Origin of the sequence: Frateuria sp. (assembly GCF_035944355.1) — a bacterium.
Classification (GTDB): Bacteria; Pseudomonadota; Gammaproteobacteria; order Xanthomonadales; family Rhodanobacteraceae; genus Frateuria_A.
Map to the genome: position 1 here is coordinate 324,668 of NZ_DASZBH010000004.1, position 14,085 is coordinate 338,752.

Consider the following 14,085-nt stretch of genomic DNA (forward strand, 5'->3'; position numbering starts at 1 on the left):
CCGGCCCGGCCGGGGGAGAGGGTTGGGAGAGGGGGAGGCCTTTGCCTTTTCATTGAGGCATGCTTGCAAGAGCCAGGAGCCTTCCCCTTCCCCCTCTCCCCAGGCAGGGGCCGGGGAGAGGGAGCAAAAAGCAACCTTTTGGCGTGGAGATGCATCCATGCCGGCATGTGCAGGAAAAAGATGCGAACCGTCCTCATCATCGACGACAACCCGGCCGTGGGCGAGGCGCTGTCGCTGCTGCTCTCGCTGCACGACATCCGCCCGCTGACCGCGCTCACGCCCCAGGAGGGGCTGGCCATGCTCGACCGCGAGCTGGTCGACGTGGTGATCCAGGACATGAACTTCACCGCCGACACCACCTCGGGCGAGGAGGGCGTGGCGCTGTTCCGCGCCATCCGCCAGCGGCACACCGACCTGCCGGTGATCCTGCTGACCGCCTGGACCCACCTGGAAACCGCGGTGGAGCTGGTCAAGGCCGGCGCCGCCGACTACGTGGCCAAGCCCTGGGACGACACCAAGCTGCTGGCCACGGTGGAGAACCTGCTGGAGCTCTCCGAATCCACCCGCGAGGTCAACCGCACCCGCCGCGAGCGCCGCCGCCGCCGCGAGGTGCTGCGCCAGACCTACGAGCTGGACGGTCTGGTGTTCGCCTCCGACGCGATGGCGCAGACGCTGGAGCTCGCCTGCCAGGTGGCGCGCTCGCACGTGCCGGTGCTGATCACCGGACCCAACGGCGCGGGCAAGGAGCGCATCGCCTGTATCGTGCACGCGAACTCGCCTGTGCGCAGCGGGCCATTCGTGGCGGTCAACTGCGGCGCATTGCCGGGCGAGCTGATCGAGGCGGAGCTGTTCGGCGCCGACGCCGGCGCCTACACCGGGGCCAACAAGGCGCGCGAGGGACGCTTCGAGTTGGCCGACGGCGGCACGCTGTTCCTGGACGAGATCGGCAACCTCCCGTTGCCCGGCCAGGTCAAGCTGCTGCGCGTGCTGGAGACCGGCCAGTTCGAGCGGCTGGGTTCGGGCCGCACGCGGCAGGTCAGGGTGCGCGTGCTCTCGGCGACCAACGCCGACCTCAAGGCGATGGTGCGGGCCGGCACCTTCCGCGAGGACCTCTACTACCGCCTCAACGTGATCGAGGTGAACCTGCCGCCGCTGGCCGAGCGCACCGACGACATCGTGCCGCTGGCCGAGCATTTCCTCGACGGCCGCGCGGAACTCGGCGACGCGGCGCGCGAGGCGCTGGTGAGCTACCCCTGGCCGGGCAATGTGCGCGAGCTCAAGAATGCGATCGAGCGCGCCGCGCTGCTGGCCACCGACGGCGTGGTCACGCCACAGTTGCTCAACCTGCCGCAGCACACGCCTGCGGTCGCCCGCAACCTGGACGAGCCCAGCCGCGAGGCGGTGGAGAGCGCGCTGCAGCGCGCCGACGGCGTGGTGAGCCGCGCCGCGCAGTCGCTGGGCCTCTCGCGCCAGGCGCTGTACCGGCGCATGGAGCGCTACGGCCTGGCGACCAGTTGACAGAGTCTGACCCTTCCCCGCCTTCAGTTCGGTGGGGCCCCCCCGCACGCGAACCCACGCCCTTCCTGCGGTTGCCGCCATCGGAGGGCCGCGGGATCATCGGCATCCTCACCCAAGGAACCCCGACCATGCGCACTCCCGCCTTCATGTTCGCCATCCTGCTTGCCGCGGGGGCGGTACAGGCCCAGAGCGTCCCGCAGGCGAGCGACAGCTGGAGCACCCCGGCACCGGCGTCCACGGCAAGCTACCGTTCGGGCGGCGTGGCCCCGGCCGCGCAGCGCGAGCCCAGCTCCCACTTCAAGTTCAAGGAACGACGCAATCCCATGGAACTGCCGGGCAACACCGCACAGGAGCGTTCGGGCCGGGCCGCGGTCGGCGGCACGGGTTCGGTGGACGGCAACGGCCGTCCCGCGGTGAGCTGCCCGCAGACGCCGATGGACCCCGCGTGCCACTGATCCGGGCAGTCCCCAGCCGGAGCCCCGCATGCAGCTGAGGTCACTGCAGACCCGCCTGACCGGGCTGCTGATGCTGGCGAGCTTCAGCGGGGCGCTGGTCTATGCCGGCATCAGCCAGTGGCCGTTGCCGCAGCTGCTCTCCTGGCTGCGCCACGATCCGCGTTTCGGCACCCATCTGCCGACCCTGCCGGGCATATCCGGCGCCCTGCTGGCGAGCATGGTGGTCTTGCTGCCGCTGTTGCTCTGGCTGGGATCCCAGGTGATGTCGCCGATCCGCCGCCTGCTGCGCGCGCTCGAAGGCGCGGTGGCCAGTTTCCGCGACGGCGACTTCAGCTTTTCCATTTCGGCCGACCGGCGCGACGAGCTGGGCGACCTGATCCGCATGCACAACACGCTGGGCCAGACCCTGCGCGAGCAGCGCCAGCACCTGGTGCAGCGCGAGCTGTTGCTGGACACGGTGGTGCAGCACACGCCGGTGGCGCTGGTGCTGGCCAATGCGCAAGGCCGCGTCGCCTACGCCAACATCGCCGCGCGGCACCTGTTCAATGAAGGTCGCAGCCTCAACGGGCTGGATTTCGGCGAGCTGCTGGTCAAGGTTCCCGAGGCACTGCGCCATGCCGTGGAGAGCGGCGAGGACGCGCTGCTCACCGTGCCGATGGACGGCGCCGAGGAGACCTTCCATCTCTCCCAGCGGCTGTTCCGCCTGCAGGGGCGGCCGCACAAGCTGTATTCGTTCCGGCGCATGACGCGCGAGCTTTCACGGCAGGAAGTGGCGACCTGGAAGCGGGTGATCCGCGTGATCAGCCACGAGCTCAACAATTCGCTGGCGCCGATTTCCTCGCTCGCGCACTCGGGCGCGGAGCTGGCGCGGCGCAACGACCTGGCGCGGCTGCCCGGGGTGTTCGCCACGATCGGCGAGCGCGCCCGCCACCTGCACGGCTTCATCGCCGGCTACGCCAGCTTCGCCAAGCTCCCCACGCCGCAACCGCAGCCGATCGACTGGCAGACGTTCCTGGACAGCCTCGCCTTGCACTGCCGCTACCAGCTGGTCGGCCAGGTGCCGACCGAACCGGGCTGGTTCGACGCGGCGCAGATCGAGCAGGTGCTGATCAACCTGATCAAGAACGCGCACGAAGCCGGCGGCGCCGAGGACGGCGTGACGCTGGCGCTCGCGCAGGTCGGCCACGACTGGCGCATCGAGGTGGCCGACCGCGGCCCGGGCATGAGCGAGACCGTGCTGGCGCAGGCGCTGTTGCCGTTCTACTCGACCAAGCGCTCGGGCACCGGGCTGGGCCTGGCGCTGGCGCGCGAGATCACCGAGGCGCACGGCGGGCGCATCACGCTGGCCAACCGCGAGGGCGGCGGCCTGCGCGTGAGCCTGCTGTTGCCGGTGCGCGCCTCGGCCTAGCGGCTTGTCATAGCCTGCCCAGTCGGCTCGCCTATACTCGACCTTCAACCAAAGGAGGGGGTCATGGGCAATCTGCTGATAGCCGCGGTGCTGGTCGTGCTGGTGGTGATCGTGATCGCCAAGCTGGTGCGCATCGTGCCGCAGGGCTACGAGTGGACGGTGGAGACTTTCGGCCGCTACACGCGCACGCTGAACCCCGGCCTGCATTTCCTGATCCCGATCTACCAGGGGATCGGCGCCAAGATGAACATGATGGAGCAGGTGCTGGAGGTGCCTTCGCAGGACGTCATCACCAAGGACAACGCCGTGGTGCGCGTGGACGGCGTGGTGTTCTACCAGGTGCTGGACGCGGCCAAGGCGGCCTACGAGGTGGCCAACCTGGAGCAGGCCTCGCTGGCGCTGGTGATGACCAACATCCGCACCGTGCTGGGCTCGATGGACCTGGACGAATCCCTGAGCAAGCGCGATGCGATCAATGCGCAGCTGCTGCGCGTGGTCGACGAGGCCACCCACCCGTGGGGCGTCAAGGTCAACCGCATCGAGATCAAGGACATCGCGCCGCCGCGCGACCTGATCGACTCGATGGCGCGGCAGATGAAGGCCGAGCGCGAGAAGCGCGCCAACATCCTGGAGGCCGAGGGCTTCAAGCAGGCCGCGATCCTCAAGGCCGACGGCGAAAAGCAGAGCACGATCCTGGCCGCCGAGGGCAAGAAGGAGGCCGCCTTCCGCGAGGCCGAGGCGCGTATCCGCCTGGCCGAGGCCGAGGCCGAGGCGACCAAGATGGTTTCCGACGCGATCGCCAACGGCAACCTCAACGCGCTCAACTACTTCGTCGCCAACAAGTACGTCGAGGCGCTCAAGGAGATCGCGCACTCGCCCAACCAGAAGATGCTGCTGCTGCCGATGGAGGCGACCGGCATCATCGGCTCGCTGGCGGGCATCGCGGAGCTGGCGAAGGAATCGCTGTCGCAGCAGGGGGCGCCGAAGGCGGTGCCGCCGCCGCGCTGAGGCGCCGGGGCGAAAGGCCTCCCCCTTCTCCCAGCCCTCTCCCCCGGCAAGAGGGCGCAGGTTGCGGCAGGTTGTAGCTCTCTCTCCCCCGAGCGTGCTCGGAGAGGAGTTGCGGAGAGGGGAAGGCCGGTGCCGCAAGCTCAGTCAGGCCCGCCCACGCTTGCCCCATACCCCGAGCCGCGACACCATCGGCCATCGCACGGAGTTCTGCATGTCCTTCCTTTCCGCACATCACCTCTGGTGGCTCCTGGCCCTGCTGCTGATCGCGCTGGAGGTGGCCCTGCCGGGCTACTTCCTGCTCTGGATCGGCATCGGCGCGGGCGCCACCGGCGTGCTCGTCTGGCTGCTGCCGGGCACATCGCTGCTGGCGCAGGCGGTGGCCTTCACCGTGTTCGCCCTGCTCGCCTGCGCGCTCTACGCCTACATGCTGCGCCCGCGGCTGCGCCGCGGGGACGCGGCCGGCGAACGGCTCAATCGCCGTGCCGAGCAACTGGTCGGCCAGCGCTACGTGCTGATCGAGCCTATCGTCAATGGCCGCGGCCGGGCGCGCGTGGGCGACGGCGAGTGGCTGGTGAACGGGCCGGACCTGCCGCTGGGCGCCAACGTGGAAGTGGTCGGCGTGGACGGCAACATGCTCAAGGTGCGGCCGGCCGCATGAACGCACCGACGGGCGCGGCGCAGGCGGCGCTGGACACGCGGATCGCCTTCCTGGTCGAACTGGCGCGCCGGTTGCACCAGTACGGCACCTCGGCGCAGCGCCTGGAGACGGCCATCGCGGGTTCGGCGCTGCGGCTGGGCCTGGCCGCGGACGTGTGGTCCAGCCCCACCGCGATCATCATCTCCTTCGCCGAGGTGAGCCGTGGCGAGGAGGGCCTGGCCCAGGTCACACAGGTGATGCGGCTGTCGCCCGGCGACGTCAACCTGACGCGGCTGTGCGAGGCCGACGCGATCGCCGACCGCGCGATCGCCGGCGAGCTGGACCTGCGCGAGGGCTTCCGCCTGCTGCGCGAGCTGGGCCGGCCCGATACGCGGCGCGCGCAGGCGGCGGTGGTGGGCAGCTACGGCCTTTCCGCCGCCAGCATCGCGGCGCTGTTCCTGCACAGCTCCTGGGTCGACCTGGTGGTGGCCGGCGCGATCGGCCTGGTGATCGGGCTGATCACCGTGCTGTCGGCCACGCGGCCGCGGCTGGCGGTGGCCAGCGACGCGATCAGCGCGCTGGTGGCGACCGCCAGCGCGATCGTGGTCAGCGCCTTCGTGGTGCCGCTGGCGGTCAAGTCGGTGGTGCTGGCGGCACTGATCGTGCTGGTGCCGGGCATGTCGCTGACCACCGCGGTGCGCGAGATCTCCAGCCAGCACCTGGTCTCGGGCATGGCGCGCATGGGCGGCGCCATCGCCACGCTGCTCAAGCTCACCTTCGGCACCGTGGCGGCCAGCCAGGTTTGCGCGGCGCTGGGCGTCCACCCCAGTGCGCGCACCCTGCCGGTGCTGCCGTCGTGGACCGACTGGCCGTCGCTGCTGATCGGCGCGCTGGGCTTCGCCATCCTGTTCCGCGCCGCGCGACGGGACTGGCTGGTGGTGGTCGGCGCGGTCTTCGTCGGCTACCTGGCCACGCGCTGGGGCGGCCTGCTGTCGGGCGCGATCCCCGGCGCGCCGTTCGGCGTGTTCCTCGGCGGCTTGTTGCTGGGCGCGCTGGCCAACCTTTATGCGCGCTACATGCACCGGCCCGGCGCGGTGGTGCGCGAGCCCGGGATCATCCTGCTGGTGCCCGGCAGCGTGGGCTTCCGCAGCGTGTCTTACCTGTTCGAGCGCGACACCACCTTGGGCATGGACAGCTTCATCCTGCTCATCACGTTGCTGATCTCGCTGGTGGCGGGGCTGCTGTTCGGCGACCTGCTGGTGTCGCCGCGCCGGTCGCTCTGAGCCGGGAGCGGCGGGAGAAGGCTCGCCTCAGCCGCCGGCTTCTTCTTCGCCCGTGCCCTCGTCCTGCTGCAGCTCCTTGAGCAACTGGAAGATCTCGCGGTACGCGCGCGGGGGTTTGTTCGCCGCACGCTCGCTGCGCGCCTGGCGGACCAGCGAGCGCAGGTGCTGGCGATCGATGGAGGGGTGCTCGGCGATCAGTTCGGCGGCAGCCTCGTCGTCTTCCAGCAGACGCTCGCGCAGCGCCTCCAGGCGATGCATGGCCGCGGTCTCCTGCCGCTGGCGTTCGCGGTTTTCGCCCAGTTCCGCGCGCACGCTGTCGAACACCGCCTCGTCGTAGCGGCGCATCTTCTTGGCCAGGAAGGCCAGCTGGCGCTTGCGCGCGATGTGCGAGCTGATCCGTCGCAGGTTGGCGATTTCCTCGGCCACGTCCTCGGGCAGTTCGAGCTTGGCCAGCCGGCTGGGCGGCAGCTCGACCAGTTGCGTGGCGAGCGCCAGCACGGCGAGCGCCTCCCGGCGCTGCTGGGTGCGGCTGGGGCCGTAGTCCTGCTCGTCGAGTTCGGTCTGGTTGCGGCTGCGGCTGGGGCTCACGGGTATTCCAGGGTTTCAGGGGCCGGCGCGGGGGATTCCAGCGCGAAGCGGGGCACGGGTACGCCACCGACGAGAACGGTTTCGGCGAACATGGCCGCGGGGCGCACCCACAACCCGCGCTCGCCGTAGAGGGCGCGGTAGACGATGAGTTCCTCCAGCGTCTCGCTGTGGCGGGCCACGCCGACCACCTCGTAACGCTGGCCCTTGTAGTGTCGGTAGATGCCGGCGACGGGTGTCACGGCGCGCTCCCTTTGATTGCGCGAAGGCGACCCCATGTCCGGAAGTCGCCCGCCATTCTACCCGCCTGAAGGAACGCCCCGTGAGTGCAGCCGCCTTGTCCGCCGATGCCAGCCAGCAGGAACTCGACCGCCTGGCCGAGCTGGCCGAGGACGTGATCCGCCGCGCGCGCGCCGCAGGCGCCAGCGCGGCGGAGGTCGCCGCGAGCATCGATGCCGGACTCAACGTGAACGTGCGGCTGGGCGAGGTGGAGACGGTCGAGCACACGCGCGACCGCGGCTTCGGGTTGACCGTCTACTTCGGCCAGCACAAGGGCACGGCCAGCACCGCCGATCTCAATCCGGCCTCCGTGCAGGCCACGCTGGAGCAGGCCTGCGCCATCGCCCGCTACACCGAGGCCGATCCGGCGGCGGGCCTGGCCGACGCAGGGCGCATGGCCACCCGGTTCCCCGACCTGGACCTGTGGCACCCATGGGACATCGACACGGCCGAGGCGATCGAGCTGGGCAGGCAGATCGAAGCCGCCGGCCGCGCGCACGCAGGCATCACCAATTCCGACGGCGCCGCGGTGCAGGCGGGCCAGACGCTGTCGGTGTACGCCAACTCGCACGGCTTCGTCGGGCGCGAGCGGGCCACGCGACATGCGCTGTCGCTGTCGCTGATCGCCGGCGAAGGCGACCGCATGCAGCGCGACTACTGGTACGACAGCGTGCGCGCAGCGGGCGACTTCATGAGCGCGCAGGCGCTGGGCGACAAGGCCGCCGAGCGCACGCTCGCGCGCCTGGACTCGCGCAGCCTGGGCACGCGCCAGTGCCCGGTGCTGTTCGTGCCGGAGCTCGCCCGCGGCCTGATCGGCCACCTGGTGAGCGCGGTGAGCGGCGGCTCGCTCTATCGCCGCGCGAGCTTCCTGGTCGACCACGCCGGCAAGCGCGTCATGCCCGAATGGATGAACATCCTCGAGCGTCCGCTGCTGCCGCGCGGCATGGGTTCGGGCGCGTTCGACGCCGAGGGCGTGGCCACCGCCGACAGCGCGCTGATCGAGCACGGCGTGCTGGCGCGCTACATCCTGGGCAGCTATTCGGCGCGCAAGCTGGGGCTGGAATCCACCGGCAACGCGGGCGGCATCCACAACCTGCTGGTCGAGTCCGGGCCGGACGACTTCGCCGGGCTGCTCAGGCGCATGGATACCGGGCTGGTGGTCACCGAGGTGATGGGGCAGGGCGTGAACACCCTCACCGGCGACTATTCGCGCGGTGCCGCGGGCTTCTGGGTCGAGCGCGGGCAGATCGCCTATCCGGTGGAAGAGATCACCATCGCGGCCAACCTGCGCGACATGTTCGCGGGCATCGTGGCGGTGGGCAACGACGTGGATCGGCGGGCGCAGATCCTCACCGGCTCGATCCTGCTCGACCGGATGACCGTCGCCGGCCAGTAGCCCGAACTGCCTATGGCATCGCGGTACGGCTTTGCTAGCATCGCCGCACCGGCGCGATGGCCGGGGTCATCGAAGGTAAGAGGAGACACGCATGAGCGTTCCGCCCGATTCCGTCGTCCCGCCCCCACCGCCGCATGAGCCGGTACCGCCGCCCGAACCGCTGGATGCCGTCGGCATGCCCAGCCGCGAGGAGCGCCAGTGGGCGCTGTTCGCGCACCTGTCGGCGCTGCTGGGCGGACTGGTCACCAGCCATTTCTTCGGCCTGGGCTGTCTGATCGGGCCGCTGGTGATCTGGCTCGTCAAGAAAGACACGATGCCTTTCGTCGACGACCAGGCCAAGGAAGCTCTCAATTTCAACATCACCGTGGCCATCGCGGCCGTGGTGTGCTGGATTCTGGTCTTCGTGCTGATCGGCATCCCGCTGCTGATACTGCTGGGCGTGGCCTGGCTGGTCTTCGTGATCATCGCGGCGATCAAGGCGAACGAGGGCGAGCGCTACCGCTATCCGTTCACCTTGCGCTTCATCCATTGACGAGCGACTGGCGGGCCTGCGGGCCCGCCTTCTCGTTCCCCCCGGCGTGTCCGCCGCTCAGTGGGTCCGGTTAGCGGCGTAGAGCGCCAGTTCTTCCAGCAGCTCGCCGGGCGCACCGAATCCGCGGATCGCCTGCAGGGCGGTGCCTGTCAACTCGGCGAGGCGCGCGCGCGAGGCGGCCATGCCGATGATCGAGGGGAAGGTGGGCTTGTCCGCCGCCGCGTCCTTGCCGGCGGTCTTGCCGATCACCGCCGACTCGCCTTCCACGTCGAGGATGTCGTCGCGTACCTGGAAAGCCAGGCCCACCGCGGCGGCATAGCGGTCCAGCGCGTCCAGCGCCGCCGCATCCGCGCCCGCGGCGAGCGCGCCCAGCCGCACCGCAGTACGGATCAGTGCTCCGGTCTTGCAGGCATGCATGTGCTCCAGCTCGGCCAGCGTGAGCCCACGCCCCACCGCGGCCAGGTCCAGCGCCTGCCCGCCGGCCATGCCCTCGGCGCCGCAGGCGCGGCCGAGCACGCGCAGCATCTCGAGCATGCGCCTGGCGTCGGCGCCGCCGTGCGGATCGTGCGCGAGGATCTCGAAGGCGAGCGCCTGCAAGGCATCGCCGGCGAGGATCGCCATGGCCTCGCCATACACCACGTGGCAGGTCGGGCGGCCGCGCCGCAGCGCGTCGTCGTCCATCGCCGGCAGGTCGTCGTGCACCAGCGAGTAGGCATGGATCAGCTCGACCGCGCAGGCGGAGGCGTCCAGCTCGGCGCCGTCCGCGCCGAGTGCATGACCGGCGGCGTAGACCAGCAGCGGGCGCAGGCGCTTGCCGCCGCCGAGCACGGCGTAGCGCATGGCGCGGTGCAGTTCCAGCGGCGGCTGTTGCTCGGAGGGCAGCACGCGCGCGAGCGCGGCATCGGCGCGCGCCGTCAGCGCGAGCAGCCGGGGGCCGAGTTCGGGCGGCGCGTCAGGATTCGGATTCGAAGGGTTCGGCGTCGTCGGGCGCATCGGGATCGAGCAGCAGGCGCACGCGCAGCTCGGCCTGGTCCAGGGCCTGCTGGCAATGGCGGTAGAGGCCGATGCCGCGCTCGAAGGAGGCCAGCGATTCGTCCAGGCTCAATTCGCCGCCTTCCATGCGCGCCACCAGTTGCTCGAGTTCGTCCAGCGAATGCTCGAAGTCGGCGACGGACGGGGTTTCCGCGGGGGCAGAAGCGGGTTTGGCCATGGGCGGCAACGCTAGCGCAGCGGGGTCCGGGAATCAATGTTTTGCGCCGTCCTCGGCCCTTCGGCGCGACGCAAGGACGAGGTCAGAGCGCCTGCTTCAACCTGCGGCGCCGGACCTCTGCGCCGCTGCCGCGTCGCCCCGGTTGCCCGGCACCCAGCGGGGACGTGCGCGCAGGGTTTCGAAGAGCGTGGCGGCCTGCGTCGTCTGCCACAGATCGGCGACGGCGATCAGCGTTTCCCCCGCGTAGAGCAAGGGGCAGGTTTCGCGTCGCCACGGCGGCAACGCGGCTTGCTGGAACAGGTCGCGCAATTCCCGGGTATGCCGGTCGCCGGCGGGCCTGATCCGCTCGCCGCCCCGGCGCAGGCGCACGACGAGCGGCGAGGGCAGGCGGCCGGCCGGATCGAGCATGAGCTGGCCGCCTCCCGGCAAGACCAGCGCCTCGCCGTGCCAGCAAGCCTCCCACTGCGGATCGAACGATGGCCGTGGGGCGTCTGCCCACAGCCGCCCCTTCCAGATGTGCAGCTCGACGCCTGGCCAGCGCACGCACGGCTGCTGCCCCGCGCGGGCGTGGCATTGGCGCTCGATCTGCCGGCGTTGCGCGGCGGTGGGCGCAACCAGCCCACGCGCGTGCAGCCAATGGTCGAGCAGGGGTTCGCGCAGGGCGGGGGCGAGCGCCATCCACGCCGCGGCGTCGAGGCTGCCGGTCGCCTCATCGTGCACTGCCGGGAAGGCGTCGAGCCAATCGGCACGCAGGGCCTCGTCCGCGGCACGGCAGAACCTCGCGCTGTGCAGGATCGAGTCGACCGCCTGCGGAAAATAGCGTTGCAGGCGCGGCAGTATCTCGTGCCGCAGATGGTTGCGGGCCAGCCTGGTGTCGCGGTTGGACGGATCGTCGATGCAGGCCAGCCGATGCTCTTGCACGTAGGCGCTCAGCAGCTCGCGCGGCAGGCCGAGCAGCGGTCGCCAGAGCTGCCCGGCACCGAGCGGGCGGACCGGCCGCATGCCACCAAGGCCACGCGGTCCCGCGCCGCGCAGCAGCTTGAGCAGCACGGTCTCGGCCTGGTCGTCGCGGTGATGGCCCAACAGCAACCATTCGCCGGGTCTGATCGCTTGCGCGAAGGCGGCGTAGCGGGCGTGCCGCGCGGCGGCTTCGAGGCCTTCGCCGGATGCCCGCGGTACGTCGACTCGCAGCACCTCGCAGGCGATCCCCAGCGAGGCGCAGAACGCCCGCGCCTGCGTGGCCCAGCGGACACTGTCCGCGTGCAGCCCGTGGTCCACGTGCAGCGCGCGCAGGCCGCGTGCGCGCGCCTGCGGCAGCGTCGCCAGCGCGTGCAGCAGCGCGGTGGAGTCGGGGCCGCCGCTGAAAGCCACGCACAGCGCTCCGCCGGCGTGGCTGTCGAGGGCGTGGAGCAACGCGTCGGGCAGCGTGAGCGGCCTACTCACGGCTGGCCGGTTTCTTCTTGTTGCGCACGTAGATGTGCTTGCCGTTGCCGACCTGGCGCTCCTCGGCCTGGAACAGGCCGATCGCGCCGATCAGCCCGCTCAGCTTGGCGTAGCCCCAGTTGCGCGAGTCGAACTCCGGCGCGCGCTTGCTGACGATGCTGCCGACCGCGCCGAGGCCTGCCCAGCCGGTGTCGTCGGCGGCGTCCTCGATGGCGTTGCGCAGCAGATTGACCAGCCGCGCGTCCTGGCGCAGTTCCTGCGCACCCTTGCGCTGTGTCGGTTCGGCAGGCTTCTCCTCGCCGGCGTCGGGCTTGCCCAGCACGTCGGTGTAGATGAAGCGGTCGCAGGCGGCGACGAAAGGCCCGGGCGTCTTGCGCTCGCCGAAACCGTAGACGGTCAGTCCCGACTCGCGGATGCGCCGGGCCAGCGTGGTGAAGTCGCTGTCACTGGAGACGATGCAGAAGCCGTCGAAGCGACCGGTATAGAGCAGGTCCATCGCGTCGATGATCATCGCCGAGTCGGTGGCGTTCTTGCCTTTGGTGTAGCCGAACTGCTGGATCGGCTGGATCGAGAAATCGAGCAACTGGTCCTTCCAGCCGCGCAGATGGTTGTCCGTCCAGTCGCCGTAGGCGCGCTTGACGTGGGCGGTGCCGTAGCGGGCGACCTCCGCCAGCAGCCCTTCGGCCAGCGTGGGCTGGGCATTGTCGGCGTCGATCAGCACGGCGAGCTTGGCGTGGTCGGCCATGGCGCGGCCCTTGTGGACAGGTGGTCTGATCTTAGCGCGGCGCTCCCGGCACGGCAGTCGGAGCGCAAGGGCGGAGCGGTGCGACTCGCGCGCCTGCTAGCGCTGGAAGTTGAGTTCGACGTCCAGGCCGCAGGGATCGGTGAGGAAGAGCTGCACCTGGCCCAGCGCGTCCACCTCGTCGATCTCGTAGGGCAGGCCCGCCGCGTCCAGGCGGTCGCGGATGGCCACGAGGTCGGTGCAGGCGAAGGCCAGGTGGTTGAAGTGGCCGGTCGGTGCAGGCAGCGCGTCGCCCGGGCCGGCGACGGTCAGGTGCAGCACGTCGGCGTCGCCGGCGTAGAGCCAGTAGCCGCGGGAGCCGGAGCGGAACGCCGGGCGCGGGCCTTCGCGCAGGCCGATGACGTCGATGTAGAAGCGGCGCAGGCGCTCGATCATTGCCGCCGGTGCGCGCAGGTTCGCATGGGCGAGGCCGCGCACGCCGCTCATGCAGGTGTTATCCCTGGTAGGCGCCGTAGCTGCGCAGGCGCTTGTAGCGCTGCTCGAGCAGGTCGCGTTCGGGGACGGATTCCAGCTGGTCCAGCTGGTTCAGCAACACGGCCTTGAGGCGGATCGCCATCGAGCGCGGGTTGCGGTGGGCGCCGCCCAGCGGCTCGCGGATGACCTTGTCGACCAGGCCGAGCTCGAGCAGGCGCGGGGCGGTCATACCCAGCGCCTCGGCGGCGTCGCGCGCCTTGTCCTGGCTCTTCCACAGGATCGAGGCGCAGCCTTCGGGCGAGATCACCGAATAAGTGGAGTACTGCAGCATGTTGACGCGGTCGCCCACGCCGATGGCGAGCGCGCCGCCGGAGCCGCCCTCGCCGATCACCGTGCAGATGATCGGGGTCTTGAGGTCGGCCATTTCCAGCAGGTTGCGCGCGATCGCCTCGCTCTGGCCGCGCTCCTCGGCCCCCACGCCCGGGTAGGCGCCGGGGGTGTCGATGAAGGTGAGCAGTGGCAGGCCGAAGCGCTCGGCCATCTTCATCAGGCGCAACGCCTTGCGGTAGCCCTCCGGGCGCGGCATGCCGAAGTTGCGGCGCACCTTGGTCTTGGTGTCGCGGCCCTTCTGGTGGCCGATGATCATGACCGGCCGGCCGTTGATGCGGCCCAGGCCGCCGACGATGGCGGCGTCGTCCGCATAGGCGCGATCACCGGCGAGCTCCTGGAACTCCTCGCAGATCACGCCGATGTAGTCCAGCGTGTAGGGCCGCGCCGGATGGCGCGAGAGCTGGGTGACCTGCCAGGAATTGAGGTTGCGGAAAATCTCCGCGGTCTTGACCTTGAGCTTCTCGCGCAGGCGCGCGACTTCGTCGTCGATGTTGAAAGCCTGGCCGTGGCTGGCGTGCCGCAGTTCTTCGACCTTCGCTTCCAGTTCGGCGATCGGCTGTTCGAAATCGAGGAAGTTGGGGTTCATTCGCGGGCGGTTCGTGACGCGGAGCGGGGCAGTATAGCCGGGGCGGGTGGAAAGGCGGGAACGCGGGCGTATGGGCGGCGGATCGGTCCCGTGTGCCCCGGGCCACCGTTTTTGCCCAAACAGGGACGAGCTCTCATCA

General features: G+C 70.4%; 16 protein-coding genes. 8 read left to right on the top strand and 8 right to left on the bottom strand.

Going from position 1 to position 14,085, the window contains the following annotated elements:
* Window positions 1-180 precede the first annotated feature (180 nt).
* From VGU03_RS02565 to VGU03_RS02590, 6 genes are all read left to right on the top strand, one after another.
* Window positions 181-1,518 (top strand): sigma-54 dependent transcriptional regulator, encoded by a 1,338-nt coding sequence (locus VGU03_RS02565; RefSeq protein ID WP_327478369.1) that lies wholly within the window; start codon window positions 181-183, stop codon window positions 1,516-1,518.
* A gap of 128 nt (window positions 1,519-1,646) precedes the next feature.
* Entirely contained in the window at window positions 1,647-1,973 is a 327-nt protein-coding gene (locus tag VGU03_RS02570) for a hypothetical protein (protein ID WP_327478370.1), read from the top strand.
* 28 nt (window positions 1,974-2,001) lie between these two features.
* Window positions 2,002-3,381 carry a sensor histidine kinase gene (locus VGU03_RS02575; protein ID WP_327478371.1) on the top strand — a complete coding sequence of 460 codons (1,380 nt, stop codon included), beginning with the start codon at window positions 2,002-2,004 and terminating at the stop codon, window positions 3,379-3,381.
* Window positions 3,382-3,444: 63 nt separating this feature from the next.
* A complete protein-coding gene (locus VGU03_RS02580) occupies window positions 3,445-4,389 on the top strand; it encodes an SPFH domain-containing protein (protein WP_327478372.1) in 945 nt (314 codons plus the stop codon).
* Window positions 4,390-4,600: 211 nt separating this feature from the next.
* The gene (locus VGU03_RS02585; RefSeq protein ID WP_327478373.1) at window positions 4,601-5,047 is read left to right on the top strand and encodes an NfeD family protein; all 447 of its coding nucleotides are present in this window, start codon (window positions 4,601-4,603) and stop codon (window positions 5,045-5,047) included.
* Window positions 5,044-6,309, top strand: a complete 1,266-nt coding sequence (locus VGU03_RS02590) for a threonine/serine ThrE exporter family protein (protein WP_327478374.1) — start codon at window positions 5,044-5,046, stop codon at window positions 6,307-6,309. Before VGU03_RS02585 ends, VGU03_RS02590 begins: the two co-directional genes overlap by 4 nt.
* Window positions 6,310-6,336: 27 nt before the next feature.
* On the opposite strand, the gene yjgA is transcribed toward VGU03_RS02590, so the two are convergent.
* A complete protein-coding gene (gene yjgA, locus VGU03_RS02595; RefSeq protein WP_327478375.1) occupies window positions 6,337-6,897 on the bottom strand; it encodes a ribosome biogenesis factor YjgA in 561 nt (186 codons plus the stop codon).
* Window positions 6,894-7,136 (bottom strand): DUF1653 domain-containing protein, encoded by a 243-nt coding sequence (locus VGU03_RS02600; protein ID WP_327478376.1) that lies wholly within the window; start codon window positions 7,134-7,136, stop codon window positions 6,894-6,896. The genes yjgA and VGU03_RS02600 overlap by 4 nt, the downstream gene beginning before the upstream one ends.
* An 80-nt stretch (window positions 7,137-7,216) precedes the next feature.
* On the opposite strand from VGU03_RS02600, the gene pmbA reads away from it, so the two are divergent.
* Together pmbA and VGU03_RS02610 are read left to right on the top strand one after the other, a co-directional pair.
* Entirely contained in the window at window positions 7,217-8,569 is a 1,353-nt protein-coding gene (gene pmbA / locus VGU03_RS02605; RefSeq protein ID WP_327478377.1) for a metalloprotease PmbA, read from the top strand.
* Window positions 8,570-8,660: 91 nt separating this feature from the next.
* Complete coding sequence (locus tag VGU03_RS02610; RefSeq protein WP_414655924.1) at window positions 8,661-9,101, top strand: DUF4870 domain-containing protein; 441 nt, start codon at window positions 8,661-8,663, stop codon at window positions 9,099-9,101.
* Between the two features lie 57 nt (window positions 9,102-9,158).
* On the opposite strand, the gene VGU03_RS02615 is transcribed toward VGU03_RS02610, so the two are convergent.
* The 6 genes from VGU03_RS02615 to VGU03_RS02640 all read right to left on the bottom strand — a co-directional run bounded on the left by VGU03_RS02615 (window position 9,159) and on the right by VGU03_RS02640 (window position 13,946).
* Window positions 9,159-10,094 carry a farnesyl diphosphate synthase gene (locus tag VGU03_RS02615; RefSeq protein ID WP_327478378.1) on the bottom strand — a complete coding sequence of 312 codons (936 nt, stop codon included), beginning with the start codon at window positions 10,092-10,094 and terminating at the stop codon, window positions 9,159-9,161.
* Window positions 10,054-10,311: an exodeoxyribonuclease VII small subunit gene (locus tag VGU03_RS02620; protein ID WP_327478379.1), complete on the bottom strand. Its 258-nt coding sequence runs from the start codon at window positions 10,309-10,311 to the stop codon at window positions 10,054-10,056. The genes VGU03_RS02615 and VGU03_RS02620 overlap by 41 nt, the downstream gene beginning before the upstream one ends.
* 96 nt (window positions 10,312-10,407) lie before the next feature.
* The gene (gene tilS, locus VGU03_RS02625) at window positions 10,408-11,754 is read right to left on the bottom strand and encodes a tRNA lysidine(34) synthetase TilS (protein ID WP_327478380.1); all 1,347 of its coding nucleotides are present in this window, start codon (window positions 11,752-11,754) and stop codon (window positions 10,408-10,410) included.
* Complete coding sequence (locus tag VGU03_RS02630) at window positions 11,747-12,499, bottom strand: NYN domain-containing protein (RefSeq protein WP_327478381.1); 753 nt, start codon at window positions 12,497-12,499, stop codon at window positions 11,747-11,749. The genes tilS and VGU03_RS02630 overlap by 8 nt, the downstream gene beginning before the upstream one ends.
* A 96-nt stretch (window positions 12,500-12,595) precedes the next feature.
* A complete protein-coding gene (locus tag VGU03_RS02635) occupies window positions 12,596-12,982 on the bottom strand; it encodes a VOC family protein (RefSeq protein WP_327478382.1) in 387 nt (128 codons plus the stop codon).
* A gap of 7 nt (window positions 12,983-12,989) precedes the next feature.
* The gene (locus VGU03_RS02640) at window positions 12,990-13,946 is read right to left on the bottom strand and encodes an acetyl-CoA carboxylase carboxyltransferase subunit alpha (RefSeq protein ID WP_327478383.1); all 957 of its coding nucleotides are present in this window, start codon (window positions 13,944-13,946) and stop codon (window positions 12,990-12,992) included.
* Between the last annotated feature and the right edge of the window lie 139 nt (window positions 13,947-14,085).

Coding starts and splice junctions, on each gene's coding strand:
- VGU03_RS02565 (WP_327478369.1), top strand. CDS start 181: ATGCGAACCGTCCTCATCATCGACGACAACCCGGCCGTGGGCGAGGCG.
- VGU03_RS02570 (WP_327478370.1), top strand. CDS start 1,647: ATGCGCACTCCCGCCTTCATGTTCGCCATCCTGCTTGCCGCGGGGGCG.
- VGU03_RS02575 (WP_327478371.1), top strand. CDS start 2,002: ATGCAGCTGAGGTCACTGCAGACCCGCCTGACCGGGCTGCTGATGCTG.
- VGU03_RS02580 (WP_327478372.1), top strand. CDS start 3,445: ATGGGCAATCTGCTGATAGCCGCGGTGCTGGTCGTGCTGGTGGTGATC.
- VGU03_RS02585 (WP_327478373.1), top strand. CDS start 4,601: ATGTCCTTCCTTTCCGCACATCACCTCTGGTGGCTCCTGGCCCTGCTG.
- VGU03_RS02590 (WP_327478374.1), top strand. CDS start 5,044: ATGAACGCACCGACGGGCGCGGCGCAGGCGGCGCTGGACACGCGGATC.
- VGU03_RS02610 (WP_414655924.1), top strand. CDS start 8,661: ATGAGCGTTCCGCCCGATTCCGTCGTCCCGCCCCCACCGCCGCATGAG.
- VGU03_RS02615 (WP_327478378.1), bottom strand. CDS start 10,094: ATGCGCCCGACGACGCCGAACCCTTCGAATCCGAATCCTGACGCGCCG.
- VGU03_RS02620 (WP_327478379.1), bottom strand. CDS start 10,311: ATGGCCAAACCCGCTTCTGCCCCCGCGGAAACCCCGTCCGTCGCCGAC.
- VGU03_RS02630 (WP_327478381.1), bottom strand. CDS start 12,499: ATGGCCGACCACGCCAAGCTCGCCGTGCTGATCGACGCCGACAATGCC.
- VGU03_RS02635 (WP_327478382.1), bottom strand. CDS start 12,982: ATGAGCGGCGTGCGCGGCCTCGCCCATGCGAACCTGCGCGCACCGGCG.
- VGU03_RS02640 (WP_327478383.1), bottom strand. CDS start 13,946: ATGAACCCCAACTTCCTCGATTTCGAACAGCCGATCGCCGAACTGGAA.